The sequence below is a fragment of the Brevundimonas sp. TWP2-3-4b2 genome, from assembly GCF_049897345.1.
In the GTDB taxonomy this organism is placed as follows: Bacteria; Pseudomonadota; Alphaproteobacteria; order Caulobacterales; family Caulobacteraceae; genus Brevundimonas.
In genome coordinates this window covers 229,895-253,374 of record NZ_JAFCWB010000001.1, presented here as the reverse complement: position 1 = coordinate 253,374, position 23,480 = coordinate 229,895, and the positions used below count along the sequence as shown (strand labels likewise).

26 protein-coding genes and 1 riboswitch are annotated in these 23,480 nt (G+C 68.4%); of the genes, 19 read left to right on the top strand and 7 right to left on the bottom strand.

Translation table 11 applies throughout. The features are described from left to right. Positions 1 to 70: 70 nt before the first annotated feature. Positions 71 to 180: riboswitch (TPP riboswitch) on the bottom strand. A gap of 36 nt (positions 181 to 216) precedes the next feature. Beyond that, the gene (locus ACP7AS_RS01170) at positions 217 to 2,082 is read right to left on the bottom strand and encodes a potassium transporter Kup (protein WP_426026996.1); all 1,866 of its coding nucleotides are present in this window, start codon (positions 2,080 to 2,082) and stop codon (positions 217 to 219) included. Positions 2,083 to 2,336: 254 nt separating this feature from the next. Beyond that, positions 2,337 to 2,948: a TetR/AcrR family transcriptional regulator gene (locus tag ACP7AS_RS01165; RefSeq protein ID WP_426026995.1), complete on the bottom strand. Its 612-nt coding sequence runs from the start codon at positions 2,946 to 2,948 to the stop codon at positions 2,337 to 2,339. A gap of 135 nt (positions 2,949 to 3,083) precedes the next feature. On the opposite strand from ACP7AS_RS01165, the gene ACP7AS_RS01160 reads away from it, so the two are divergent. From ACP7AS_RS01160 to ACP7AS_RS01120, 9 genes are all read left to right on the top strand, one after another. Further along, positions 3,084 to 3,554: a hypothetical protein gene (locus tag ACP7AS_RS01160; protein ID WP_426026994.1), complete on the top strand. Its 471-nt coding sequence runs from the start codon at positions 3,084 to 3,086 to the stop codon at positions 3,552 to 3,554. Further along, positions 3,551 to 4,384, top strand: coding sequence for a hypothetical protein (locus ACP7AS_RS01155; RefSeq protein ID WP_426026993.1), 834 nt, complete (start codon positions 3,551 to 3,553; stop codon positions 4,382 to 4,384). Before ACP7AS_RS01160 ends, ACP7AS_RS01155 begins: the two co-directional genes overlap by 4 nt. A gap of 288 nt (positions 4,385 to 4,672) precedes the next feature. Continuing rightward, the gene (locus tag ACP7AS_RS01150) at positions 4,673 to 5,116 is read left to right on the top strand and encodes a BLUF domain-containing protein (protein WP_426026992.1); all 444 of its coding nucleotides are present in this window, start codon (positions 4,673 to 4,675) and stop codon (positions 5,114 to 5,116) included. A 36-nt stretch (positions 5,117 to 5,152) separates the two neighbouring features. After that, positions 5,153 to 6,151 carry a D-cysteine desulfhydrase gene (locus ACP7AS_RS01145; protein ID WP_426026991.1) on the top strand — a complete coding sequence of 333 codons (999 nt, stop codon included), beginning with the start codon at positions 5,153 to 5,155 and terminating at the stop codon, positions 6,149 to 6,151. Further along, the gene (locus tag ACP7AS_RS01140; protein ID WP_426026990.1) at positions 6,151 to 6,813 is read left to right on the top strand and encodes an aspartate/glutamate racemase family protein; all 663 of its coding nucleotides are present in this window, start codon (positions 6,151 to 6,153) and stop codon (positions 6,811 to 6,813) included. Before ACP7AS_RS01145 ends, ACP7AS_RS01140 begins: the two co-directional genes overlap by 1 nt. A gap of 72 nt (positions 6,814 to 6,885) precedes the next feature. Then, positions 6,886 to 7,818: a nucleoside hydrolase gene (locus ACP7AS_RS01135; RefSeq protein ID WP_426026989.1), complete on the top strand. Its 933-nt coding sequence runs from the start codon at positions 6,886 to 6,888 to the stop codon at positions 7,816 to 7,818. 148 nt (positions 7,819 to 7,966) lie between these two features. Continuing rightward, positions 7,967 to 8,494 (top strand): pyridoxamine 5'-phosphate oxidase family protein, encoded by a 528-nt coding sequence (locus ACP7AS_RS01130; RefSeq protein ID WP_426026988.1) that lies wholly within the window; start codon positions 7,967 to 7,969, stop codon positions 8,492 to 8,494. A gap of 15 nt (positions 8,495 to 8,509) precedes the next feature. After that, entirely contained in the window at positions 8,510 to 9,352 is an 843-nt protein-coding gene (locus tag ACP7AS_RS01125; RefSeq protein WP_426026987.1) for a ribokinase, read from the top strand. Between the two features lie 171 nt (positions 9,353 to 9,523). Further along, positions 9,524 to 12,379 carry a M16 family metallopeptidase gene (locus ACP7AS_RS01120; protein WP_426026986.1) on the top strand — a complete coding sequence of 952 codons (2,856 nt, stop codon included), beginning with the start codon at positions 9,524 to 9,526 and terminating at the stop codon, positions 12,377 to 12,379. Between the two features lie 146 nt (positions 12,380 to 12,525). Here the strand turns inward: ACP7AS_RS01120 and ACP7AS_RS01115 are convergent, their stop codons facing one another. From ACP7AS_RS01115 to ACP7AS_RS01105, 3 genes are all read right to left on the bottom strand, one after another. Beyond that, positions 12,526 to 12,858, bottom strand: a complete 333-nt coding sequence (locus ACP7AS_RS01115; protein ID WP_426026985.1) for a GIY-YIG nuclease family protein — start codon at positions 12,856 to 12,858, stop codon at positions 12,526 to 12,528. Positions 12,859 to 13,001: 143 nt separating this feature from the next. Beyond that, the gene (locus tag ACP7AS_RS01110; protein WP_426026984.1) at positions 13,002 to 13,673 is read right to left on the bottom strand and encodes a bifunctional 4-hydroxy-2-oxoglutarate aldolase/2-dehydro-3-deoxy-phosphogluconate aldolase; all 672 of its coding nucleotides are present in this window, start codon (positions 13,671 to 13,673) and stop codon (positions 13,002 to 13,004) included. Between the two features lie 254 nt (positions 13,674 to 13,927). Further along, entirely contained in the window at positions 13,928 to 14,122 is a 195-nt protein-coding gene (locus ACP7AS_RS01105; protein ID WP_426026983.1) for a hypothetical protein, read from the bottom strand. Between ACP7AS_RS01105 and ACP7AS_RS01100 the strand changes: the two genes are divergently transcribed. Next, complete coding sequence (locus ACP7AS_RS01100; RefSeq protein WP_426026982.1) at positions 14,114 to 14,869, top strand: alpha/beta fold hydrolase; 756 nt, start codon at positions 14,114 to 14,116, stop codon at positions 14,867 to 14,869. The genes ACP7AS_RS01105 and ACP7AS_RS01100 overlap by 9 nt on opposite strands. A 261-nt stretch (positions 14,870 to 15,130) precedes the next feature. On the opposite strand, the gene ACP7AS_RS01095 is transcribed toward ACP7AS_RS01100, so the two are convergent. Beyond that, positions 15,131 to 15,928 carry an alpha/beta hydrolase gene (locus ACP7AS_RS01095; protein ID WP_426026981.1) on the bottom strand — a complete coding sequence of 266 codons (798 nt, stop codon included), beginning with the start codon at positions 15,926 to 15,928 and terminating at the stop codon, positions 15,131 to 15,133. A gap of 141 nt (positions 15,929 to 16,069) precedes the next feature. Between ACP7AS_RS01095 and ACP7AS_RS01090 the strand changes: the two genes are divergently transcribed. From ACP7AS_RS01090 to ACP7AS_RS01050, 9 genes are all read left to right on the top strand, one after another. Continuing rightward, positions 16,070 to 16,327 (top strand): Lrp/AsnC ligand binding domain-containing protein, encoded by a 258-nt coding sequence (locus ACP7AS_RS01090; RefSeq protein WP_292098873.1) that lies wholly within the window; start codon positions 16,070 to 16,072, stop codon positions 16,325 to 16,327. Between the two features lie 49 nt (positions 16,328 to 16,376). Further along, the gene (locus tag ACP7AS_RS01085; RefSeq protein WP_426026980.1) at positions 16,377 to 17,561 is read left to right on the top strand and encodes an acyl-CoA dehydrogenase family protein; all 1,185 of its coding nucleotides are present in this window, start codon (positions 16,377 to 16,379) and stop codon (positions 17,559 to 17,561) included. Positions 17,562 to 17,564: 3 nt separating this feature from the next. Beyond that, positions 17,565 to 17,861 carry a hypothetical protein gene (locus tag ACP7AS_RS01080; RefSeq protein WP_426026979.1) on the top strand — a complete coding sequence of 99 codons (297 nt, stop codon included), beginning with the start codon at positions 17,565 to 17,567 and terminating at the stop codon, positions 17,859 to 17,861. Beyond that, positions 17,861 to 18,982 (top strand): acyl-CoA dehydrogenase family protein, encoded by a 1,122-nt coding sequence (locus tag ACP7AS_RS01075; protein ID WP_426026978.1) that lies wholly within the window; start codon positions 17,861 to 17,863, stop codon positions 18,980 to 18,982. Before ACP7AS_RS01080 ends, ACP7AS_RS01075 begins: the two co-directional genes overlap by 1 nt. A 13-nt stretch (positions 18,983 to 18,995) precedes the next feature. Continuing rightward, complete coding sequence (locus ACP7AS_RS01070; protein ID WP_426026977.1) at positions 18,996 to 19,349, top strand: hypothetical protein; 354 nt, start codon at positions 18,996 to 18,998, stop codon at positions 19,347 to 19,349. A gap of 192 nt (positions 19,350 to 19,541) precedes the next feature. Beyond that, complete coding sequence (gene hmgA, locus ACP7AS_RS01065; protein WP_426026976.1) at positions 19,542 to 20,837, top strand: homogentisate 1,2-dioxygenase; 1,296 nt, start codon at positions 19,542 to 19,544, stop codon at positions 20,835 to 20,837. Further along, a complete protein-coding gene (locus ACP7AS_RS01060; protein ID WP_426026975.1) occupies positions 20,834 to 21,220 on the top strand; it encodes a hypothetical protein in 387 nt (128 codons plus the stop codon). Before hmgA ends, ACP7AS_RS01060 begins: the two co-directional genes overlap by 4 nt. Positions 21,221 to 21,258: 38 nt before the next feature. After that, positions 21,259 to 22,062, top strand: a complete 804-nt coding sequence (locus ACP7AS_RS01055) for a DUF1295 domain-containing protein (protein ID WP_426026974.1) — start codon at positions 21,259 to 21,261, stop codon at positions 22,060 to 22,062. 126 nt (positions 22,063 to 22,188) lie between these two features. Further along, positions 22,189 to 23,061: a hypothetical protein gene (locus tag ACP7AS_RS01050; protein WP_426026973.1), complete on the top strand. Its 873-nt coding sequence runs from the start codon at positions 22,189 to 22,191 to the stop codon at positions 23,059 to 23,061. Positions 23,062 to 23,185: 124 nt separating this feature from the next. Here the strand turns inward: ACP7AS_RS01050 and ACP7AS_RS01045 are convergent, their stop codons facing one another. Then, positions 23,186 to 23,446, bottom strand: a complete 261-nt coding sequence (locus ACP7AS_RS01045; RefSeq protein WP_426026972.1) for a hypothetical protein — start codon at positions 23,444 to 23,446, stop codon at positions 23,186 to 23,188. Positions 23,447 to 23,480: the final 34 nt, after the last annotated feature.

Genomic DNA, 23,480 nt, shown 5'->3' with positions numbered 1-23,480 from the left:
CAGGACCGCGCCCCGGTTGGTGGGGACCGAGTCCGTCATCTGGACCCCGGCTTTCGCCGGGGTGCACGGATGGAAAAAGACATTCCCATCCCTTCGCCGGCATGACCCGGATCAGGTTCGACGGGTCAGGCGGATACGCCAATCTCAGCCGCTTCGCGTGCGACCCCCCGGAGAACGGATCAGGCATACGCCTCCGGGGGATGCGGTTCAACGGGTCTAGACGCTGACCTGTGCGCCCATCTCGACCACCCGGCCGGGCGGCAGGCGATAGACGTCGGAGGCGGCCGAGGCGTTGCGGACCAGCAGGATGAACAGCCGGGCCTGCCAGGGCGGCAGCGGCGACTTCGCCGAGCGGACCACGGTGCGCTTGCCGAGGAAGAAGCTGGTCGTGTTCATCTCGACCTTGAAGCCGCCCTTGCGGGCGAGACCGAGGATGCGCGGGATCGAGGGCTGTTCCATATAGCCAAAGGTCGCCGTGGCCCTCCAGAAGCCGTGGCCGAGATCCTCGAAGGCGAGGCGGTCGGCGTCGGCGATGCGGGGCCGGTCGGCGGTGCGCACGCTGAGCACCACATTGACCTGATGCAGGATGTGGTTGTGCTTGAGATTGTGCATCAGCGCCGCCGGGGCCTCGGTGTTGTCGGCGGCCAGGAAGATGGCCGTGCCGGCGGCGCGCGCCGGCGGACGCCGGGACAGCATGGCGATGACGTCCGTGAGCGGCAGGGCCTCGCGGGCGGCCCTGGCCCGGACCGACCCGGCTCCGCGGACCCAGGTGGCCATGACCACGAAAATGCCTGCGCCCAGCATCAGGGGCACGAAGCCGCCCGACAGGACCTTCAGGGCATTGGCGCCGAGGAAGACGAGGTCGACGGTCATCATCGGAATGAAGACCAGGGCGGCCTTCCACAACGGCCATTTCCACTTGCCGCGCACGACGATGAAGGCGAGCGCCGTGGTGACGACCATGGTGCCGGTGACGGCCAGACCATAGGCGTGGGCGAGACCCGCCGAGCTCTTGAACACCGCCACCAGCATGATGACGCCCAGCAGCAGCGCGATGTTGACGCGGCCGATGTAGATCTGGCCGGCCTCGTGCTCGGAGGTGCGGGCGATCTTCATGCGCGGCAGAAGGCCCAACTGCATGGCCTGACTGGTCAGGGAGAAGGCCCCGGTGATCACCGCCTGGGAGGCGATGACGGTGGCCATGGTGGCCAGGATGACGACCGGCGCGCGCAGGATCTCGGGGGCCATGGTGAAGAACCAGTCGGCGTTCTCGACCCGCCCCCCCCGGGCCAGCTCGACCGCCTGCAGCGCCATGCCGCCCTGGCCCAGATAGTTGAGCGCCAGACAGGGCAGGACCAGCCAGAGCCAGGCCGCGACAATGGGCTTGCGCCCGAAATGGCCCATGTCGGCATAGAGAGCCTCGGCCCCCGTCACCGTCAGGAAGACCGAGCCCAGGACGAACAGGCCTGCCGTCCCGTGGTCGGCCAGGAAGGTGACGCCGTACAGGGGGTTGAAGGCTACCAGCACGCCGGGCTGGGGCAGGATGTGGCTGATGCCGAGCGCCGCCAGGACCGCGAACCAGACCAGGCAGATCGGGCCGAACCAGGCGGCGACCTTTGCGGTGCCGCGCGACTGGACCGCGAACAGGGCGATCAGGATCACGCCGGACAGAATCAACACCATGGTCGGGCTGATCATGCCGCCGAGGCCGGGGACGGTCTTCAGCCCCTCGACCGCCGACAGCACCGATATGGCCGGGGTGATGATGGCGTCGCCGTAGAACAGGGCCGCGCCGATCACGCCGAGGGTGAAGATCAGCGCCGTGCGCCGGCCCACCGCCCGCTGGGCCAGCGCCATCAGGGACAGGACCCCGCCTTCGCCGTGATTGCTCAGGCGGCTGAGGAAGATGATGTATTTGACCGTCACGACCAGGATCAGCGCCCAGAGCGCGAGGGAGGTGACTCCCAAGGCCCCGGCGGCGGTCACGCCGTCACGGGAGGCCTGTCCCAGGGCTTCGCGGAAGGCATACAGCGGCGACGTGCCGATATCGCCATAGACCACGCCTACGGACCCGAGGGCCAACGGCCAGAATCGCGCGCTCTTGCCGTCAGGCGAAGACGCGGAGGATTTTTGGCTGAGGTCGGAAGGGGCAGATGAAGACGTGGCGAACACAGGTTCGCCGTTCATCGATTTCCAGTTCTCCGGCGGTTTTCGGGTAAGTCCGGTCCATCGCCAAACGCGGAATTACGCCTGATGTTGCAGTGCAACAAGAGAAATTGTTCAGGCGCTTTTCGAAGGTGATTCCGGGTCCGGGAAGCGGGAGGAGGTGTCCCCGATCAATCCGGGAAGGCGACCAGGAGGCGGTCGAGGGCGGCCTCGGCGCGGGACCAGCCTTCCGCGTCGAGGGTCAGGCCGGCGACCGCACCGCGACGGTCGGCCGACAGGGCCAGGGCCTGGACCGCGGCGAGAAGGACGGCGTTGAGGGCGACGGGATCACCCTCGGGCGGGACACGCAGGCGGGGGCGGCGCTCGCGCATCCAGGTCTGGAGCACGGCGGCGCGGTCGGATTCGATGCGGCGCAGCAGGTCGGAGTCCTCGACGAGGGCCCACGCCATCAGCCGCAGCGACAGCGGGCTGGCACGCAGGGCGGCCAGCCAGGTCAGCAGGCTGATGCGGGCGAAGGTGCGCAGGGACGCGGTCTCGACCTGTGGAATGGAGGCGAGGCTGGCGGTCAGGGCTGCGTGGGCGCGGCCGGCGATGCGGTCGACCACGCCGTCGGTGCCGTCGAAATAGCGATAGACCAGCTTGCGGTCGCAGCCGGCCTCTGCGGCCAGGGTCTGGACATTGAGGCCGGGAAAGCCGTCGCGCAGCAGGATACGCTCGCCGGCCTCGACGATGAGGGCCTCTGTGGCGGGGCGGCTGCGCATGCGGATGGGCGATTCGGCCATGGGCTCAGCATCGGGCGCGTCCTGGAGTCGGACAAGCCCGCAATTCGTCTGCTCTGTCGCGCCCTACCCGAGGTTGAATATTTCGCAAGTTGGGATATCGTTGTGAGGGGAGGGCGTGTCGTGCGCATCAATCTTGTGACCGGGATCGTCATCGTCCTGTTGGTGGCGTTCACCTTGCCCGCCTGGATCGGACTGATCGCGCTGATTTCTGGCCAATGGCGCGGCGACACCGGCCTGGGCCGTTTCTTCTTCCTGACGTTGTTTCATCCCAGTCCGGTTTGGGACCTGGTGCGTACAGGACTGGCGGCGACGATCGCCGCGATCGCGGCCATGAACGTGGCCGACAAATGGGATGTTCGAACCGGCGTGGTGGTGATCGCCGTCCTCGCAATGTTCGCGCCGTTGGCGGTGATGTTCCTGTATCTGCTGGATCCCCGGCACGGCATGGAAATCTGGCAGGTGGTCGATCAGGGAGAGGCGAAGAGCCCGATCGAAAGCGTCGAGGCGTTCGACCGCGTCTGGAACGCCTTTCTGGCGGGTCAGATGCAGGTGCTCGCCGCCCATCTCGCCCTCTTTCTGGGCCTCAGAAGCAGGACAATGCCATGAAACCCCATGCCCCCGCCGCGACCGCTCTGGCCGCGTTCAGTCTGGCCGCGGCGGCGGCCGCCGCCGGCAGCCAAACGCCGCCCGTGCTGACCTTCAGCATCACCACGACCGTAACAGGTGACGAGCAGCCGGCCGGGGTCTGGGTGGAACAGGGGCCGCAGCGGGCCGATCTGACGCGATCAGGCGCGACCTATGTCGGTTCCATGCCGGGGAGCGGCGTGGTCACTGTGCGCAGCGCCAATCTCGTCGCCCAGTATGGCCCGGACCAGGTCACCCTGCCGGTACGGTTCGTACCGGGAAAACCCGCCATGAGCTTCGCGGTGCAGAACCCCCCGCTGCTGCCCTGCGCCCATGCGGCGGTCAGTCGGCTGGAAGCCCCGGGAGCGAGCTATGCTGCGCAGCTGGACGCCTACTACAAAACTCGTCGGCTGGCGAAGAGCGGAAACTGCGGTGAAACCAACCAGGCCCGCGTGGTCCGCGCCTGGTTCGACCGCTCCTACACCCTGGCTGACAGCAACGACCATATCGGGCTGGATGCCGAAGCCGCGAGCGCACTCAAGTTGATTCCCCTTCATCGGACCTATGCCCGCATCATGGAACAGCGGATGACGTCGCGGCTGGCCCAACTGGACTATGCCTACCAGATGGCGCTGGCCACGGACGGAGAGTATGCGGCGGCCGCCGCGGTCAACGCAGCGTTGATTACGCGTCTGCAAGGCGACGAGACCTTCGCCAACGCGGTTGCCCAATACCAGGACCTGACCGTCGGCCAGCTTCGGCTCGATGCGTCGGTCCTGGACAGACGAGCGGCGGCGGTGGGCCCGCAATAGGGTACCGAACCAGGACAGGGATGGTCGGGGAAGGTGCGGCCCGGTCTGCGTCGGGGGGCGTGGCAGAGACCGGGCCGCGATATACTCTGTCGAGCGCGCATCGCCGCAAGGTCCGATCGCAAAACGTCGATTGCCGGAAACCGTTCCTTCCGGTGACCCGGAATTCTCGCGGCTAAGGGCACATTGCGTATGGTGGCCGGCTTTAAAGCTTCAAAGACAAATTGTTAGCCGGAGTGCAACCCCGCAACGCCACCGGGCATTGAAGGCCGGTCGGATGTTGAGGGCACCATGAGTTTCCGACTGGAGCGGCTGGTCTACGAAAGTACGGCCACGGGTACGACCGAGTCGATCCTCAACCTTGCAACCATTCTGGCCACCTCGCAGCGTAACAATGACCGGGACGGGCTGACTGGCGCCCTGGCCGCCCACCGCGATCGCTACATCCAGGTTATCGAAGGTCCCGCCCAGGCACTGGACGACCTGTTGCGGCGGCTGGAGAGCGACCCTCGCCACCGCGACATCGTCCTGTTCGGGCGCGAGCCGATCACGGTCCGTCTTTTCAGCCACTGGACCATGGCCAGTGCGATGATCACCCCTACCCAGGGCGCGGCTCTCGACAGTCTGGTGGACCATGACGACCTGACACCGGAGCGCGTGATCCGGATCCTGCTGGACGCCCTGAATTCCGCTCAGTTCACGGAACACAGGGAAGCGGTCGGCAAATCGGGCTGAGGAGTCTAGAAGGGGCCCAGCACACCGGAGCCGCTCATGCATCTCGCCCGTTTTCCCCGCGTTCGCCTCGCCCATCTGCCGACCCCGCTGGAACCGTTGCCGCGGCTGAGCGAGGCGCTGGGCGTCGAGATCTGGATCAAGCGCGACGACTGCACCGGCCTGGCCGGCGGCGGCAACAAGACCCGCAAACTGGAATTTCTGCTGGGCGACGCGATGGAGCAGGGGGCCGACACCCTGGTCACCCAGGGCGCGGTGCAGTCGAACCATGTGCGTCAGACCGTGGCCGCCGGGGCCGCGCACGGTTTCGCCAGCGAAGTCATCCTCGAGGAGCGGACCGGCTCGAAGGCCATCGACTATACGCGCAACGGCAATGTGCTGATGGACCGGCTGTTCGGCGCGGGCATCCGCACCGTTCCCGGCGGTTCGGACATGCCGGCCGAGCTGGAGAAGACGGCGGCCGAGGTGCGGGCGCGCGGCGGCAAGCCCTATATCATCCCCGGCGGCGGCTCGAACCCGATCGGGGCGCTGGGCTATGTCGATTGCGCCCGCGAGATCTTGGTCCAGGCCGACGAGCTGGACATGCAGGTCGACCGGATCATCACCGCCACGGGCAGTGCCGGGACGCATGCCGGGCTGGTCGCCGGTCTGGCGGTGATGGGGGCCGACATCCCCGTGCTGGGCATCGGGGTGCGGGCCCCGAAGGCGAAGCAGGAAGAGAATGTGCTGAAACTGGCGCGCGAGACCGCCGCCCTGCTGGGCCGGCCGGAGGCCGTGTCGGCGGATATGGTGGTGGCCGACTGCGACTATGTCGGCGCGGGCTATGGCCTGATCGACGAGGCGGTGATCGAGGCGCTGAAACTGGCGGCGCGGACCGACGCCATCGTGCTGGACCCGGTCTATACGGGCAAGGCGATGAAGGGGCTGATCGCCCTGGCCCGGGCCGGGCAGTTCGAGAATGAAACGGTGGTGTTCCTGCACACGGGCGGGGCCCAGGGCCTGTTCGGCTACCAGGGCGAGATCGAGGGTTCGCTCTGATGGCCAAGGTTCTTGGAGTGCTGGGCGGCATGGGGCCGGCGGCGACGGTGGCGTTTCTGGCCCGGGTGCAGGCGCTGACGCCGGCGCAGGGCGATGAGGATCACATCCGCATCATCGCCGACATCAATCCGCAGGTGCCGGATCGCAACCGCCAGCCGGACGCGGCCGACGCCACACTGGGGCGGATGGCGATGCGGCTGCGCGACGCCGGGGCCCAGGTGCTGGCCATGCCCTGCAATACCGCCCACGCCCAGGCGGCGGGGATCAAGAAGGTCGGCCTGCCCTTCATCGACATGATCGCCGAAACGACCGAGGCCGCCGCGGCGGGCGGGGCCAAGAAGATCGGCGTCCTGGCCACGCCGGGCGGCGAGGCGCTGTATGCCCGCGCCTTGCAGGGCAAGGGCGTGAAGATCGTGCGTCTGAGCGGCCCGGCGCGTGAGGCCTTCATGGCCTGTGTCTATGCCGTCAAGCGCGGTGATCTGGGCGACGGGCCGCGCGCCGAGATGCGCCGGCTGGCGGCGACCCTGGTCTCGGCGGGGGCCGAGGCCGTCATCGCCGGCTGCACCGAGGTGCCGCTGCTGCTGGGTGCCGGGGACGTCTCCGTGCCGCTGGTGGATTCGGCCGAGGTGCTGGCGCAGGTGTGCGTGGACCGGTGCAAATAGGCCCGTCTTTCACTGCGGACCTGGTTGCGTGACCGGTTGCCTTCCGGGGCGACGCCCGCCAAACGTCACCGCGTGACTCATCAAGCCCTCATTATCGATTGTGACCCCGGCGTGGACGACGCCGTGGCGCTGATGCTCGCCTTCGGGTCGCGTGACCTTGACCTGCTGGCCGTGACCACGGTGGGCGGGAATGTGCCGCTGGTGAAGACGACGCGGAACGCGCGGATGCTGCGCCAGATCGCCGGGCGCGAGGACGTGCCCGTGCATGCGGGGGCCGAGCGGCCGTTGCGGCGCAAGCCCGCCGGGGCCGGGGCGTTTCACGGCGAGGAGGGGCTGGGCTCCCTGGAACCCTTTGCGCCCGCGAAAGGCGTGGCCGACGGTCATGGCGTGGACGCCATCATCGCCGCGGTGATGGCCCGCGCGCCGGGGACGGTGGCGCTGGCCGTGCTGGGGCCGATGACCAATCTGGCGCTGGCGCTGCGCCGCGAGCCGATGATCGCGAAACGGCTGGGGCCGGTGGCGGTGATGGGCGGGGCGCGCAGCGAGGGCGGCAACATCACCCCTTCGGCCGAGTTCAACATCTGGGCCGATCCGGAGGCCGCCGACGAGGTCATGCGCAGCGGCTGCGCCCTCACCCTGTTCGGGCTCGACGCGACGCATCAGGTGCGGGCGACCGATGCGCGGATCGCGGCCATCGCCGCCGTCGGCACACCACAGGCCGAAACGGCGGCAGCGATGATGCGGTTCTCGCAGGCGGTCGAGCGGAGGATCGTCGGCCCGGATGCGGCACCCGTGCATGACGTCTGTCCGGTGGCCTGGCTGATGCAGCCCGCGCTGTTCGAGCTGAAGCCGTGCCGGATCGCGGTGGAGACGGTCAGCGAGCTGACGCGCGGTCACACGGCGGTGGAGTTCCGCGAGGCATCGGCCGGATCGCTGCCGCACCGCTGGGCCGCTCGCGCCGACGCCGAGGCGGTTTTCGCCCTGATCGCGACGTCGGTCGGCTGAGCCCCGGAACGGTCTGCTATGCGGCCGTGGGCGGGAGGCTTGACCTGTATCAAGGTCATCGCGGCGTGGCGGGGCCAAATCTTCCAGGGTTCACGCAGCCGCCGCAGGTCGAATGCGGGGACCGTGCCTTGACTGGAGGACGCCCGCGATGACGGTGAAGACCGAGACCACACCCATTCACGGCGGCGCGGTGGCGGCCGTGGCCGAGTTGCTGGGGGCCGCGCATCTGATGGCGCTGGCGGTCAACCGGCCGGACGGCTGGCCCCAGGTGACCACGGTCGGTTACGTCAACGACGGCCTCAAACTGTATTTTGTCATCGGCCGCGAAAGCCAGAAATACCTCAACATCCAGGCGGACCCGCGAGTCTCGGTGGCCATTCGACCGGAAGGCACGGACGCGGACACCGTGGGGGTCTCGTTGGCCGGTCGCGCGGTCGAGGTCACCAATCCCGTCGAGGTCGAGCGGCTGAACCGGATGGTGTTCGAACGCTATCCCGAGGGCCGTGTCTTCTGTCCCGGCGGAACGGCGGTGGCGGTGATGCTGCTGTCCCCCGAGATCGTCGCGCCCGTGGCGGTGATCGGCGGCAGCAGCCGGGCCCAGACCTATGCTATCGGGTCCGGCGGGGCACCGGCGGCAGACCCCGGCACGGGACAGGGTGTCTCGCGCCTGTTCTGAACGGGAGACGGCGTCTTGAGGATCACGGTCGTCGGCTCGATCAATCTGGATTTCGTCGCCACCGCGCCGCGCCTGCCCCGGGCGGGCGAAACCGTGACCGGGGCCCGGCTGGCGCGGCATCCGGGTGGCAAGGGCGCCAATCAGGCCCTGGCCGCGCAACGACTGGGCGCCCAGGTCACCATGGTCGGCCGGGTGGGACGCGACGGCATGGCCGAAGAGGCCCTGGCGCTGCTGCTGGCCGGGGAGGTCGATGTCGCCGGGGTGGTGACGGACACCACGGCCCCGACCGGGGTGGCCCTGATTGCGGTCGATCCCCAGGGCGAGAACCAGATCGTGGTGGCGGCGGGGGCCAACCACAGCGTCATGCCCGAACAACTGCCGGCGCGGATCGAGACGCCGCTGATCCTGCAGCTGGAGCTGCCGGTCGAGACGGTCGAGGCGGCGGTCGGGCGGGCGACCGAGTTCGTCTGCGTCAACCTGGCCCCGGCCGCGCCGGTCTCGGACCAGCTGCTGCGCCGGGCCGACCTGCTGATCGTCAACGAGACCGAGGCGGCCTTCTATGGCGACCTGCTGCATCACGGCGGCGGGCGGGTGGTGGTGACCGAGGGGGCGAAGGGCGCGGTCCTGTACCAGCGCGGCGTCGAGCTGGCGCGGGCGACGCCGCCGAAGGTGACCGCCGTGGACGCGACCGGGGCCGGCGATGCCTTCGTGGGGGCCATATGCGTGGCCCTGCTGGAGGGGATGCCGGCGCAGGAGGCCCTGCGATTTGCCTGTGCTGCCGGGGCGCTGGCGGCGACGCGGCCGGGGGCCCAGCCGTCGCTGCCCACGCGGGCCGAGGTCGAGAGCCTGATCGGTTGAGGTGGAATCGCTTCGCGATTCCGCCGATGCCGTGAATCAGGCTCTCTCATGATGCCTGGGCGAACTCTCCGATTTGGCCTGGTCGATCATTACCGCGTCGTAACTTTGGTCCGCGAGTTCGGCTGGTAGGGTCCGGTCTTTCGCTCAGACACCGCTCCGGGGACCGCCGACATGACACGCACCGCCGCCCTTCTGGGAGCCTCGCTTCTGGCGCTCGCCCCGCTCGCCGCCGGGCCCGCCCTGGCCCAGGCCCCGGCCGCCGCGTCGGCCGCGATCCCGGTCCCGCCGCTGCAGTACACCCACCGCGAGCTGGCCAACGGGCTGGACGTCTATGCCATGCCCGACGCCACGGCCGGCACGGTGACGGTGACCCTCTGGTACAATGTTGGCGGCAAGGACGATCCGCAGGGGCGCAGCGGCTTCGCCCACCTGTTCGAACACATCCTCAGCCGCAAGACGGTCAACCTGCCGTATGGCCAGATCTCGACCCTGGTCGAGAATGCCGGGGGGTCGCGCAATGCGTCGACGGGGCAGGATTTCACCAACTATTACGAGACGGTGCCGCCGCAGTATCTGGAGACGATGCTGTGGACCCACGCCGAGCGTATGGCGCGGCCGGTGGTCGATGAGGCCGTGTTCCAGGCGGAACGCTCGATCGTCAAGGAAGAGCTGCGCCAGCGAGTGCTGGCCCCGCCCTATGGCCGGTTCCAGCGCTTCGTGATCGGCGACAACAGCTTTGACGAAAGCATCTATCGCCGCAGTGTCATCGGCTCGATCGAGGAGCTGGACTCGGCGGTGATCGAGGATGCCCGGGCCTTCCACGAGGCTTATTACCGTCCGGCCACCGCGACGATGATCGTCTCGGGCAATTTCGATCCGGCCCAGCTGGACCGCTGGGTCGACCAGTATTTCGCCGACATTCCGAACCCGGAGCGTCCGGTGCCGGTGTTCGTCCGGCCCGTGGAGACGCCGCGCACGGCCCCGCGCACCGTCGACAGCTATGCGCCGAACGTGCCGCTGCCGGCGGTGGGCGCCCTCTATCGCGGCGTGGCCGCGAACCATGCAGATAACGCGGCGCTGGAGGTGCTGCAGGGGATCCTGTCGCGCGGCGATAGTTCGCGCCTGTACCAGGCGCTGGTCTATCGCTCGCAGCTGGCCTCGAACGCCAGCTTCCGAGCTGATTCCATGGAGGAGGACGGCTCGATCGCCGTCACCGCCACGGTGGCGCGCGGCAAGGCCATCGCTGACGTCGAGGCGGCGCTGAACGCCGAGCTGGCGCGGGTGCGCGAAGAGCCGGTGACCGCCGCCGAACTGGCCGAGGCCAAGACCGAGATCGTGGCCGGCGATTTGCGCCAGCGCGAGACGGCGTCGGGCCGCGCCTTCATCCTGGGTCAGGCGATCGTCTCGGAGAACGATCCCGGCGCGCCCGACGCCCGGCTGGCCGCCGTCCAGGCCGTGACCGCCGCCGATGTGCAGCGCGTGGCGCGGACCTATCTGAACGATCAGGCGCGGGTCTCGGTCCGCTATCAGGACGAGAGCGCCCGGCCCGCCGGCGTGCCTGAGGACAGCTGGCAAAACCCGGCCCCGGTGCCGACCTATCTGACGGTCCCCGCGGCCATCCTGCCGGCCAATGAACTGCTGCCCGAGGGCCAGCGGATGGCCCCGCCGGCCCCGGGCCCGGTCCGCGCCATGGCGGTGCCGCGGGTGGTCGAGCGGACGCTGGCCAATGGCCTCAGGGTCATCGTCGCGCGTTCGACCAACCTGCCGATCATGAACGCCCAGCTGGTGGTGGCCGGCGGGGCAGCCGGCGATCCGGCCGGCCGGCCGGGTCTGGCGTCGATGACGGCCAGCCTGGCCACCGAGGGCGCGGGCGAACGCTCGGCCCCCGAGATCGCCCGCACCCTCGAAGCCCTGGGCGCCAACATCGGCGGCGGAGCCAGTGCGGATGCGACCACCGTCTTCCTGTCCGCGCCCGTGGCCTCGGCCGACCAGGCCGGGGCGGTATTCGCCGATGTGGTCCAGCGTCCGACCTACGCCGAGTCAGACGTGGCGCGCAGCCGTACGCGGACCGTCAACGCCCTGACCGTGGCCCTGCGCGAACCGGGCGCGCTGGCCTCTCAGGTGCTGAACCGGATGGCGTTCGGCGGGGCGGCCTATGGGGCACCGGCCTCGGGGACGCCGGCGTCCGTCGGTGCGGTGACCCGCGACCAGATCGTCGAATTCCATGACCGCTGGTGGCGGCCGGACAACGCCGCCCTGATCATCACGGGCGGGATGGAGCCGGACGAAGCCTTCGCCTTTGCCGAGCGGACCCTGGGGGGATGGGCGCGGCCCTCGGGCGCGGTTCCGACCGTCGGCAACCGGGCCGGCGACCGGCCTGCGCCGCGCATTCTCGTGGTCGACCTGCCCGGTGCCGGACAGGCGGCCGTGGCCGCCGCCGTGCGCGGACCGCGTCGGGCGGACCCGGCCTTCTATCCCTTGGCGGTGGTCAACAGCGTGATCGGCGGCGGCCAGAACGGCCACCTGTTCCAGGAGGTTCGGGCCAAGCGCGGCCTGTCCTACGGGGCCAGTTCCTCGCTGGGCGCGCGCGTCGACGGTGGCCTGCTGGCCGCCTCGACCCAGACCAAGAACGAAAGCGCCGCCGAGGTCGTCGGTCTGGTGCTGGCCGAGTTCGACCGGTTGAAGACCGAGGCTGTGACCGACCAGGCGGTGACCGACCGCGAGGCCTTCATCACCGGCAATTTCTCGCGCGCGGTCGAGACCACGGGCGGTCTGGGCGGGGTGCTGGCGGATGCCGTCACCTATGGCCTGCCGCTGACCGAGGTCGAGACCTATGCCGGCAAGATCAACGCCACGACGCCCGCGGGCGTGACGGCGGCGGCGCAGGGCGTCGGCTCGGATCAGGCCTATGTCGTGGTGGTCGGCCAGTCGGCCATGTTCATCGACGCGCTGCGGGCGGCCCATCCGGACGTGGTGGTCATTCCGGCAGCGGAGCTGGATCTGAACAGTCCGACGCTGGGGCTGTAGGTTCTAACGCCGTGCATCCCGGCGAATGCCGGGACCCAGTTTGCGATCCCGGTCGCTGGTGTTGAGAACGGTGCGTTTCCGCTCAGTCCTGCGTCACGACATCTGGATCCCGGCATTCGCCGGGATGCACGGAGAGGGGGAGAGCTTCAAGTCAGATAGTGGTCGAGGCGGTCGGTCCAGGTGGGATTGTCCTTCTCGATCAGGAGCACTTTCCAACTTCGACGACATTCCTTGAGGCGACGCTTGCGCATGAAAGCGCCTGTTCGCGTCTCGTGCCATTCGGTCCAGACGAGGGTCTTGCAGCCATACTGGCGCGTGAAGCCCGGGCGAAGTCCTGCGCGATGCATGGCGACACGAGCGCCGAGGTCGTCGGTCTGGCCGATGTAGATCGTCCCGTTTCGGGCGCCGGCCATGATGTAGACCCAAAAGCCGATCGGGCCGCCGTCACGCCGAAGGCCAGCGAGGACCTGTCGCGCCATTTCGTTCTCCGTGCATCCCGGCGAATGCCGGGATCCAGATTACGAATCTGCTGCAGGTAAGCGAGACCTGCTTGCTCGCTCAGATAGAGTTACGTTTCCTGCCCTGCGTCCACCGCCCATGCGTGAGGGGGAAGCCCGGTGGACTAGCGGCCCCGCACCTTCGCGACCGCGTCAACCGTCTTGCGGACACTGGCCTCGATGCCGGCCCAGTCGGCGGCCTTCACCGCCGCGTCGGTGATCAGTTTCGAGCCCATGCCGGCGGCGACGATGCCGCTGCCGAACCATTGGGCGAGACTGGCCTCGTCGGGGTCGACACCGCCCGTGGGCATGATCTTCGTCCACGGCATGGGGCCCATCACCGCCTTGACGAAATCGGCCCCGCCGACGGAGGCACCGGGGAAGAGTTTGACGATGTCGCAGCCGAGCTCATGAGCCTGGCCAATCTCGGTGACCGAGCCGCAGCCGGGGAAATACGCTGTCATGCGCCGGTTGCAGACGCGCGCGACGTCCGGAACGAGACAGGGGCTGACCACGAACCGGGCCCCCCGGTTGAGGTAGAGGCTGGCCGTGCCCGCATCGACCACCGAGCCGATGCCCAGGATGATGTCCGGATCGGTCTTCTGCAGCTCGCGCGCGATGTCGCCGAACAGGTCGCAGGCGAAGTCGCCGCGATTGGTGAACTCGATCACGGGCGCGCCGCCCCGGGCGCAGGCGCGGATGACGTTCAGGCAGACGTCCCGGTCGGGGTGATAGAAGACGGGGCAGACCCCCTGGGCTTCCAGGGCGGTCAGGACGGTCAGACGGTCGTGTCGCATGCGATACCCTATATCCGCTCATCCCCGCGAAAGCGGGGACCCAGTTCTTTGGGCGATCGGTGATACCGAGCCTGCCCCATTGCTTATCCCACGCACAGTGCCTCACGAAAGCACTGGGTCCCCGCTTTCGCGGGGATGAGCGGAACTTATTGTTTCGCAAGAGGCCTCGGCTGCTTCATCGGAACGCGGGACAGGCTGGCGATTCGCGTGCAGGTAGGGACGATCGGTCAAAGGGGCTTGGGATGAAGATGATTCTACAGGTCATCGGCGTGATCGTCGTCGTCGCGCTGACGGGCTTGGGGATCTGGGCGTGAACGCCGGACCTGAAGCGCGTCGATCTGGAGGCGAAATATCTGCGCGGTCCCGGCGACCTGATCGAGGTCGAGGGGGTCCGGCTGCACCTGCGCGACGACGGCCCCCGCGACGCGCCGGCGGTGCTGATGCTGCACGGTATGGGGGCCAGCCTGCACACCTGGGAGCCATGGGCCGAGGCGCTGGACGACCGCTTTCGTGTCATCCGCATCGACCTGCCCGGCACCGGGCTGTCGGCGGCGGATCCGACGGGAGACTATTCGGATGAGCGGAGCCTGGCGATCCTGCAGGCCCTGCAGGACCGGTTGCAGCTCGCGCGCTGGAGCATGGTGGGCAATTCGATCGGCGGGCGGATCGCCTGGCGCTATGCCGCCGCCCATCCTGACCGCGTGGACCGGCTGGTCCTGATCTCGCCCGACGGGTTTGCCAGTCCCGGCTTTGCCTATGGCAAGCCCGCCGAGGTGCCTTCGGTGCTGGAAGCCATGCGCTTCGCCCTGCCGAAGAGCATGCTGCGCGCCAATATCGCGGTCGGCTACGCCGATCCGGCGGCCCTGACAGAGTCGGCGACGACCCGCTATCACGACCTGATGCGGGTCCCGGGCGGGCGCGCTGCGCTTCTGGCCCGGATGCGCCAAACCGTGCTGATCGATCCCGAACCGCGCCTGCGCGCCATCAAGGTGCCCGTGCTGCTGCTATGGGGCCAGAAGGACGCGATGATCCCCATCGCCAACGCCCGGGACTATCTGAAGTCCCTGCCGGACGCGCGTCTGGTAGTACTGAATGATCTGGGCCACCTGCCGATGGAGGAGGACCCGGCCCGGTCACTGCCGCCCGTCCGCGCCTTCCTGTGCGAAGGCCGATGCACGCCCGTGCCCGCCCGATGACTCTGGCACCGTCAGGCTCAGGCGACGCCCTGGCTCAGGTCGTTTGGCGGCGCGCGCCGCAAAGATCGCAGAACTCGCGTCCGGCAACGCGGCGGTCGGGCCGCCAGCGATGACGGCGGCAACGAAGCTGGCGGAACAGGCGGCGGACGGCTCGAAACATTTACACCCTATGGAAGAATAGCCGCCAGACGCTGAAGTGCTGCAAAAACAATCATTTTCGGCACAGGTCAAGCGCCTGCGGGGACCCGTGCAGGCGATGGTTCAGCCCGTCGCGCCGGTCAGGTCCACAATCCGCCTCATCAGGTCGCTTTCCGCTTCGAACAACGGGTCCAGCACGGTGAAGTGGTTCAGTCCGGGCAGGACGTCGCAGCGGGTCTCGACACCGTTCGCGGCCCAGTGGTCGGCCATCATGCGCGACTGGCGCAGGAATTCGGGGCTTTCGTCGCCGCCGACGACGCAGTCGAGGATGGTGCCGCCGGGCGTCGAGCCGTTGGGAACGGGCCAGAACACCGGTGACAGGGCCGCGGCCTCGCGCTCATCGAGGTCGAGGGCGATGTTATTCGAGGTCGGGATCAGGGGCCGCAGGTCGAAGATCCCGCTGATCGCGACCGCGGCCGAGGCGCGGCCTTCGGACAGCATGCAGGCTGCTAAATGGCCGCCGGCCGAGTGGCCGAAGACGACGGGGCGGGAGCCGGTGCGGGCGCGGATCGTCTCGACGGCCTGACGCACCTGACCCACGATACGACCGAGGCGAACGGCGGGGGCGAGGTCGTAGGAGGGAATGGCCAGGCCGACGCCGTGGGCGAGGAGGGCGGGGGCAAGGCCGCTGAACCAGTCCTTGTCCAGCGCCTGCCAGTAGCCGCCGTGCAGGAAGACGGCGACGGGTGCGCCCGGAGCGGCCTCGAACAGGTCGAGGACCTCGCGCTCGCCCGGGCCATAGGCGATCTGGACCGGAGGATGGGCGGCGCGGGCCGCCTCGGCGGTCTCGCGCCAGCGCTTCATCACCGCGGGATGGTCGGGCACGAGGGCGCGGTTGTTGTATTGGGCTTCGAGGTCCACGGGCTTCGCTTAGGGCTTAGGGCTTAGGGCTTAGGGCTTAGGGCTTAGGGCTTGGGGATCGGTATCGTATGGGGGCGACTGGCCCGCGAGCGAACTAAGCCCTAAGACCTAAGCCCTACGACCTCGCCAGGAGCCGCCGCCATGATGACCGCCATCTTCGTCTTCATCAAATGCGAGCTGGGCCACGCCAATGACGTGGCGGCCGACATGGTCGACAATGTCGAATACGTCTCGGAGGTCTATTCGACCTCGGGCCAGTACGACCTGCTGGCCAAATTCCAGCTGCCCAAGGACATGGACATCGGCACCTTCGTGACGAAGTCGGTGCAGACCCGGGCCAATATCCGCGACACCTTCACGGTGATCACCTTCTCGCCGTTTTTACCGGGCGGTGGCTGACGCAGCGTCACCTCTGAATCGCTGCTAGTCTCGTCGGACGGAGGACGCCATGACCGATCTCGACACCTTCCGCGCGGAGACGCGCGCCTGGCTTGAAACCAACTGCCCGGCGGAATGCCGCGGGCCGGTGGAGAGCGACGAGGACCGGGTCTGGGGCGGACGCAACGCGATATTCCCGACGCCGGCGCACAAGGTCTGGCTGGACCGGATGGGCGCGAAGGGCTGGACCGCGCCGGAATGGGCGACCGAATACGGCGGCGGCGGGCTGAGCCGCGAACAGGCCAAGGTGCTGAATTCCGAGATGCGGCGGATCGACGCCCAGCCGCCGCTGGCCAGTTTCGGGGTCTGGATGCTGGGCCCCGCCCTGCTGCAGTTCGGGACCGAGGAGCAGAAGCAGCGCTTCCTGCCCGAGATCGTGCGCGGGGAAATCCGCTGGTGCCAGGGCTATTCCGAGCCGGGGGCCGGGTCCGATCTGGCGGCGATCCAGACCCGGGCCGAGGATCGGGGTGACCACTGGATCGTCAACGGCCAGAAGGTGTGGACCAGCTATGCCGACAAGGCGGACTGGATCTTCTGTCTGGTGCGGACCGATCCCGAGGCCCCCAAGCATCTGGGCATTTCGTTCGTGCTGTTCGACATGGCGACCAAGGGCGTGTCGACCCGGCCGATCACCCTGATTTCGGGCAAGAGCCCATTCTGCGAGACCTTCTTCGACGATGTGCGGGTCGAGAAGGCCAATCTGGTTGGAACGCTGAACCGCGGCTGGGACGTGGCCAAACATCTGCTTGCGCATGAGCGGACCATGATCGGGGCCATGGGCGAGCTCGGCGGTGGCCGGCCGATCGGTCAGGTGGCCACCGGCTCGATCGGGATGGATGACGAGGGCCGGCTGGATGACGGTATGCTCCGTGCACGGATCGCCGAGCTGGAAGTGGACGCCGCGGCCTTCCGCCTGTCGATGGAGCGGACCGGCGATCTGGCCAGGGCGGGGCAGGCGCATCCGGCCATCGCCTCGATGCTGAAATACTATGGCTCCGAGCTGAACAAGCGCCGGCACGAACTGCTGATGGCGGCGGGCGGGTCGGACGCGCTGGAGTGGGAGAGCGACCGCTCGCGCCACGGGACGGCAGCCCGCGACTGGCTGCGGACCAAGGCCAACTCCATCGAGGGCGGGACCTCGGAGGTGCAGCTGAACATCATCGCCAAACATTTGCTGCAGCTGCCGGGGGCGTAGGTCGTGCGCATTCTCCTGAGGGTGATCGCCGGCGCGGCCTGGCTGGCCAGCGCGGTCTTTAGCTTGATGACGCTGTCGACTATCGCCTTTGCCTCGGGTGGGGGGCTGGCGTTCACGGACAACGACCTGACCGTGCAGATCCTGCTGCTGGCACCGCTCATCGTGCTCGCGGCGGCAGCCGGAGCGTGGTTGGTGCAACGGCGGTGGCCATGGATCGAATTGATCGTCCTCGCCGCTCCACTCTACCAGATTACCTTTGTGGCCAGCCGCCTGATTGGCGGCGCCAGGAGCCCTCTCTGATGCCCCTGATCCTGACCGAAGAGCAGGCCATGCTGAAGGAGGCCGCGGACGGCTTTCTGAATGAGCATGCGCCGATCGCGCATCTGCGCAAATTGCGCGACAGCAAGGACGCGGACGGGGTGTCGCGCGACCTGTGGCGGGCCTTTGGCGAGATGGGGTTCGCGGGCGTGATCATCCCTGAAGAGCACGGCGGCTCGGGTCTGGGCGCCGTCGAGGCGGGAGTGGTGGCCGAGGCGCTGGGGCGGACGCTGACTCCGTCGCCCTTCCTCGGGTCGGGGGTGTTGTCGGCCAAGGTGCTGGTGGACGGCGGATCGGGCGCGCAGCAGGCGGCCTGGCTGCCCCGGATCGCGGCGGGCGAGGCGATCGTCTCGCTGGCGGTCGATGAGGGGGCCAAACACGCGCCGGCGCGGATCGCGACCGTGGCCGAGCGGTCGGGCAACGGCTTCAGGCTGAACGGGGCCAAGGGCTTCGTGCTGGACGGCCATGTGGCGGACGCCCTGATCGTGGCGGCGCTGACGGAGAACGGGCTGACGCTGTTCCTCGTCGATCCGAAGACGTCGGGGGTCGAGGTCGAGCGGACGGTCATGGTGGATGCGCACAATGCGGCGCGGGTGACGCTGACGGATGTCGCGGTCGATGCCGATGCGGTGATCGGCTCGGTGGACGGCGGCGAGGCCCTGCTGGAGGGCGCTCTGAACCTCGGTCGGGCCTGCGCGGCGGCGTCGTTGAACGGGGCGGGGGATCAGGCCTTCCAGACGACGATGGCCTATCTGCGGACCCGCAAACAGTTCGGGAAACTGATCGGCGAGTTCCAGGCCCTGCAGCACCGGGCGGCGCATCTGTTCAGCGAGATCGAGATCGCCCGGGCGGCCGTCGCGGGGGCGCTGAATGCGCTGGACAAGGGCCGCGAGGACGCCGGTCTGGCCGTGTCGGTGGCCAAGGCCAAGGCGGGCCGCGTCGCCGAACTGGCGGTGCAGGAGGCGGTGCAGATGCACGGCGGCGTCGGCATGACCGATGAATACGACGTCGGCCTGTTCATGAAGCGGGTGCGGGTGCTGAACGAACTGCTGGGCGACGCGGGCTTCCATCAGGAGCGGGTGGCGCGCAGTCAGGGGTTCTGACAGGGTAGCGGCCATGCTGATCGCCGCCCTGAGCCTCGCCCTTCTCGCCCCCCAAGACCCGCAGGTGGTCGACGGGGTCATCGTTCGCCCGCAATGGGTGCAGACGCCAACCGCCGCACAGATGTCCCTCGGGGCCGTCCGGACAGACTACAACCCGGCGGGCACGGTCGAATTGACTTGCGTGGTCCTCGAAGGCGGCAGCCTGGATGATTGCCGCATCAACGCACTTCCGGTGGCCTATCCGGAACTGGGCCGGGCGGCGTTCAATGCATCGGACCATTTCCGGCGCGCAGCGCGCCTCGAAAACGGGCAGCCGGCGGCGGGACTCAAGGTTCGCCTGAGGATCACCTGGCGCATTCCGGAGTGACGCGGGCGGGCTGAGAGATTGCCTTCCCCCTTTCACGGGGGAAGGTGGGCCGCGGAGCGGCTCGGATGGGGGTTCTGTCCGCGCCTCGGCTTCGGGCGATGAGCCCGTCGCCGGCAGCCCCAACCGTCAGGCTCCGCCTGCCACCTTCCCCCGAAATGGGGGAAGGGCTAAGTCGGGGGCAGGGAGACACATATGACACGCGTCAACGCGCCCCAATACCAGTCCGGCTTCGGCAATCATTTCGCGACCGAGGCCGTGCCCGGTGCCCTGCCCGAGGGGCGGAACTCGCCGCAGCGGGCGCCGATGGGGCTGTATGCGGAACAGTTGTCGGGGACGGCCTTCACGGCACCGCGGAGCGAGAACCGGCGGGCGTGGCTGTACCGGCTGCGGCCCAGCGCCCAGCATCCGGCCTACAGGCCGTTCGCCCAGGGCCTGGTGCGGACCGGGCCCTTCCATGACGCCCCGCCGTCGCCGAACCGGATGCGGTGGGATCCGCTACCCCTGCCGATGCAGCCGACTGACTGGGTCGAGGGGCTGGTGACCTATGGCGGCACGGGCGATGCCGAGGCCCTGTCGGGTGTGGGCATCCACCTGTATGCGGCCAACCGGTCGATGGTGGACCGCGTCTTCTACTGCGCCGACGGCGAACTGCTGATCGTGCCGCAGCACGGCGACCAGGCCTTCATCACCGAGATGGGGCGGATCGACGCCCGGCCCGGCGAGATCGTGGTCATTCCGCGCGGCGTCCGGTTCCGGGTCGAGTGTGGCGGGCCGATCCGGGGCTATGTCTGCGAGAACTACGGGGCCGCCTTCCGCCTGCCGGACCTGGGGCCGATCGGCTCGAACGGCCTGGCCAATTCGCGCGACTTCCTTACGCCGGTCGCGGCCTTCGAGGATGTGGATCAGCCGACCGAGTGCGTGCAGAAATACGGCGGCCGGCTGTGGACCACGACCTTCCCGCATTCACCGCTGGATGTGGTCGGCTGGCACGGGAATTACGCTCCGTACAAATACGATACCGCCCGGTTCAACACGATCGGAACGGTCAGTTTCGACCATCCGGACCCGTCGATCTTCACCGTCCTGACCTCGCCCAGCGACACGCCGGGGACGGCCAACTGCGACTTCGTCATCTTCCCGCCGCGCTGGATGGTGGCCGAGGACACCTTCCGTCCGCCTTGGTTCCACCGGAATGTGATGAGCGAGTTCATGGGCCTGGTGACCGGTGAGTATGACGCCAAGGAGGGCGGCTTCGCCCCCGGCGGCGCCTCGCTGCACAACTGCATGAGCGGACACGGGCCGGATCAGGCCAGCTATGACAAGGCGGTCGCCGCCGACCTCAAGCCGGTCAAGATCGAGAACACCCTGGCCTTCATGTTCGAGACGCGGGCGCCGATCCGGACCACGGAATGGGCGCAAACCAGTCCGACGATGCAACTCGACTATGACGACGTCTGGACCGGGTTCCAGAAGGGACAGGTGGAATGAAACGTCTTGCCATGATCGCGGCCGCCCTGCTGGCCGCCGCCTGCCAGCCCGTCGTGGAGAAGGGCGACCTGGCCCATGTCAGCGAGCCGCCTCAGGTGTCCGTGCCCGCAAGCCAGGCGGCGTCGGATTGCGCCCGACGCGGCGGAACCCTGCAGGCGGTCGGCCGGATGCAGACGATGCAGTGCGTGGTGCGCTATGCCGACGCCGGCAGGCGCTGCACCGACGGCGATCAATGCGCCGGCGACTGCCGGGTTTCGGACAGCAAGGCCCCGCTCAGGGAGGGCGATACGGCGGTCGGTCAGTGCCAGGCCAACAGCAACGGCTTCGGCTGTTTCACACGGGTCGAGGACGGCAAGGCCGAGCCGACGCTGTGCGTCGACTGACCCTGCATCCGAAACCCCCGAGGCCGCGTTTCTGAGCCATGAGCCTGATTGAAATCTCCGCCCTGCTGGGCTTGAACCTGGCCGTGATCGTCGCGGTCATGCTGGGCCTGTGGCTGGTCGCCCTGAAGCTGAAGGACGTCAGCTTCATCGACGGCGTCTGGCCGCTGGGCATGCTGATGCTGGCCCTGATCACCTTCCCGCGCACCGAGGGCGACCCGGTCCGCAAGGGGTTGCTGGTCTGGCTGGTCGGCGTCTGGGCCATCCGGCTGGGCTGGCATCTGCTGGGCCGCTGGCGGCGCAACGGCGCCGACGGCCGCTATGTCGAACTGGTCGAGGCGCAGGAGAAGGCGAAGGGCTGGGCCTTCGGCAAGACGGCCCTTCTGTTCGTCTTCCTGCCGCAGGCGGTGCTGGCCTGGCTGACCTCGCTGCCGGTGCAGCTGGGACAGGTGGCGTATGCGCCGGCGGTGGGCTGGATCGGCTGGACCGGGGCGGTGCTGGTTGTGATCGGCATCGGCTTCGAAAGCATCGGCGACGCCCAGCTGGCGGCATTCAAGAAGGATCCGAACAACAGGGGCAAGGTGCTGGACACCGGCCTGTGGAAATACACCCGCCACCCCAACTATTTCGGCGACGCCTGCGTCTGGTGGGGCCTGTATCTGATCGCGGCCGAGACGGGACCGGGCCTGTGGGCGGTCGCCGGGCCGCTGTTCCTGACCTTCACCCTGACGAAATGGTCGGGCATCGGCATCACCGAGAAGGCCACGGCCAAGTCCAAGCCGGGCTATGCGGAATACATCCGACGGACCAGCGCCTTCGTGCCCTGGCCACCGAAGAAGGCCTGACAGCCGCACCGCAAGAGCAGGCGGCCTTCTGCCAAAGCGATCGGAAAGCGGGTCTTTGAACTGCTGCTAGCTTGACCGTGCGAGCCGGGACATGCGTTCTCATCCGAGCGGGTGTGGAGGCAGCGAATGAACGGATTCATCCTGGCCGGGCTGTGGTCAGCTTTTTCGATGCTGGTGCCGGCCGGTCTCCCGACAAACCCGCTGATGCGTCAGGACGACGACTGGGAGTTCGCGGCTGATCCCGCCCAAAACCTGTCGATTGCCGCCGTGCGCTATGAGGATGGCAAGGCTGTCGTGGTCCAGTGCGCGCCGGTCGGCCTCCGGGTTGTGCTGGTCGGCCTGCCGGCGTCGCCAGAGCGAACCCGGGTCATGTCGGTGTCGCGCGCTGATGGGCGGAGCGATGCCCAGACGTGGTTCGCTGATCCCGGAGCTGCGGCCATGACCGCCTCCGTGAATGGCCGGGATGCCCGCTTCCTGCGGGGCGGCGGCAGATTCGAGCTCAGGTCGCATGCAGGGAGCGCGGCTCCGGTCCATGCGATCTTCGACCTGCCCACCCAGAACGAAAATCTCGATCGGGTGCTGGCCGCCTGCGGTTATGCGTCAGTCGACGAGCGAGACCTGCTTTCCCGGACCGGCGACGACCTGAAGAGCCAGTGGGAGGCCGACCATGCCGAGGAGATTGCGCGAGGGTCGCGGCCAAACGCTGAAACTCGTAGCCGTAGCGTCAGCGGCGGAGCGCGACCTCAGAGCCGGGGGCCCTCCACACCGCCGCCACCAACCCCCGTCGATCTCAGCTGCGTGGTCCGGGATGGAGCCTTGGCGGAATGTCGGTTCGACCACACGCTCTCCGGGTCTTCGACGGACACCGAGCGTCGACTTCGCTTCCTCACCGAGATGAAGCTCGAACCGGTCGGCGCGGCGGCGAATGAGGGCCGGGTCTACTATCCCGGCCAGGACAGCCAGCCGCTAATTATGGTTACAGTTGAACGCCTGATGTAGGCCTCGCGCCGGTCCGCGCCTCCTGCCGAACGCCGGCCCCAACGGAAAACCCCCGCCGCTTGCGCGACGGGGGCTGACCGTTCCGAAATGGCCGGGGGTCATGAAGGCCCCGGCTGTCCGGGTCTTACTGACCCGGGTTCGCCGTCGAAGGCGAGGTGTTCGGGGTGTTGGCCGTGGTCGCGCCGCCGTCGGCATTGCCGGCTTGCTGCTCGATCATGTCGGCTTTTTCGTTGAGGGCGGTTTCAGCGGCCTCGGTCGGAGCGGCGGCAGCTTGCTGCTCCAGGGCGTCGGCTTGCACTTCGGCCGTCTTGTCGGCCTGGCTTTCGCAGGCGGCGACGCCGGTCAGGGCGAAGATGGCGGCGGAGGCGATGATCAGTTTACGCATGGGATATCCTTTAAGAGTGGAAATCCGATAACTC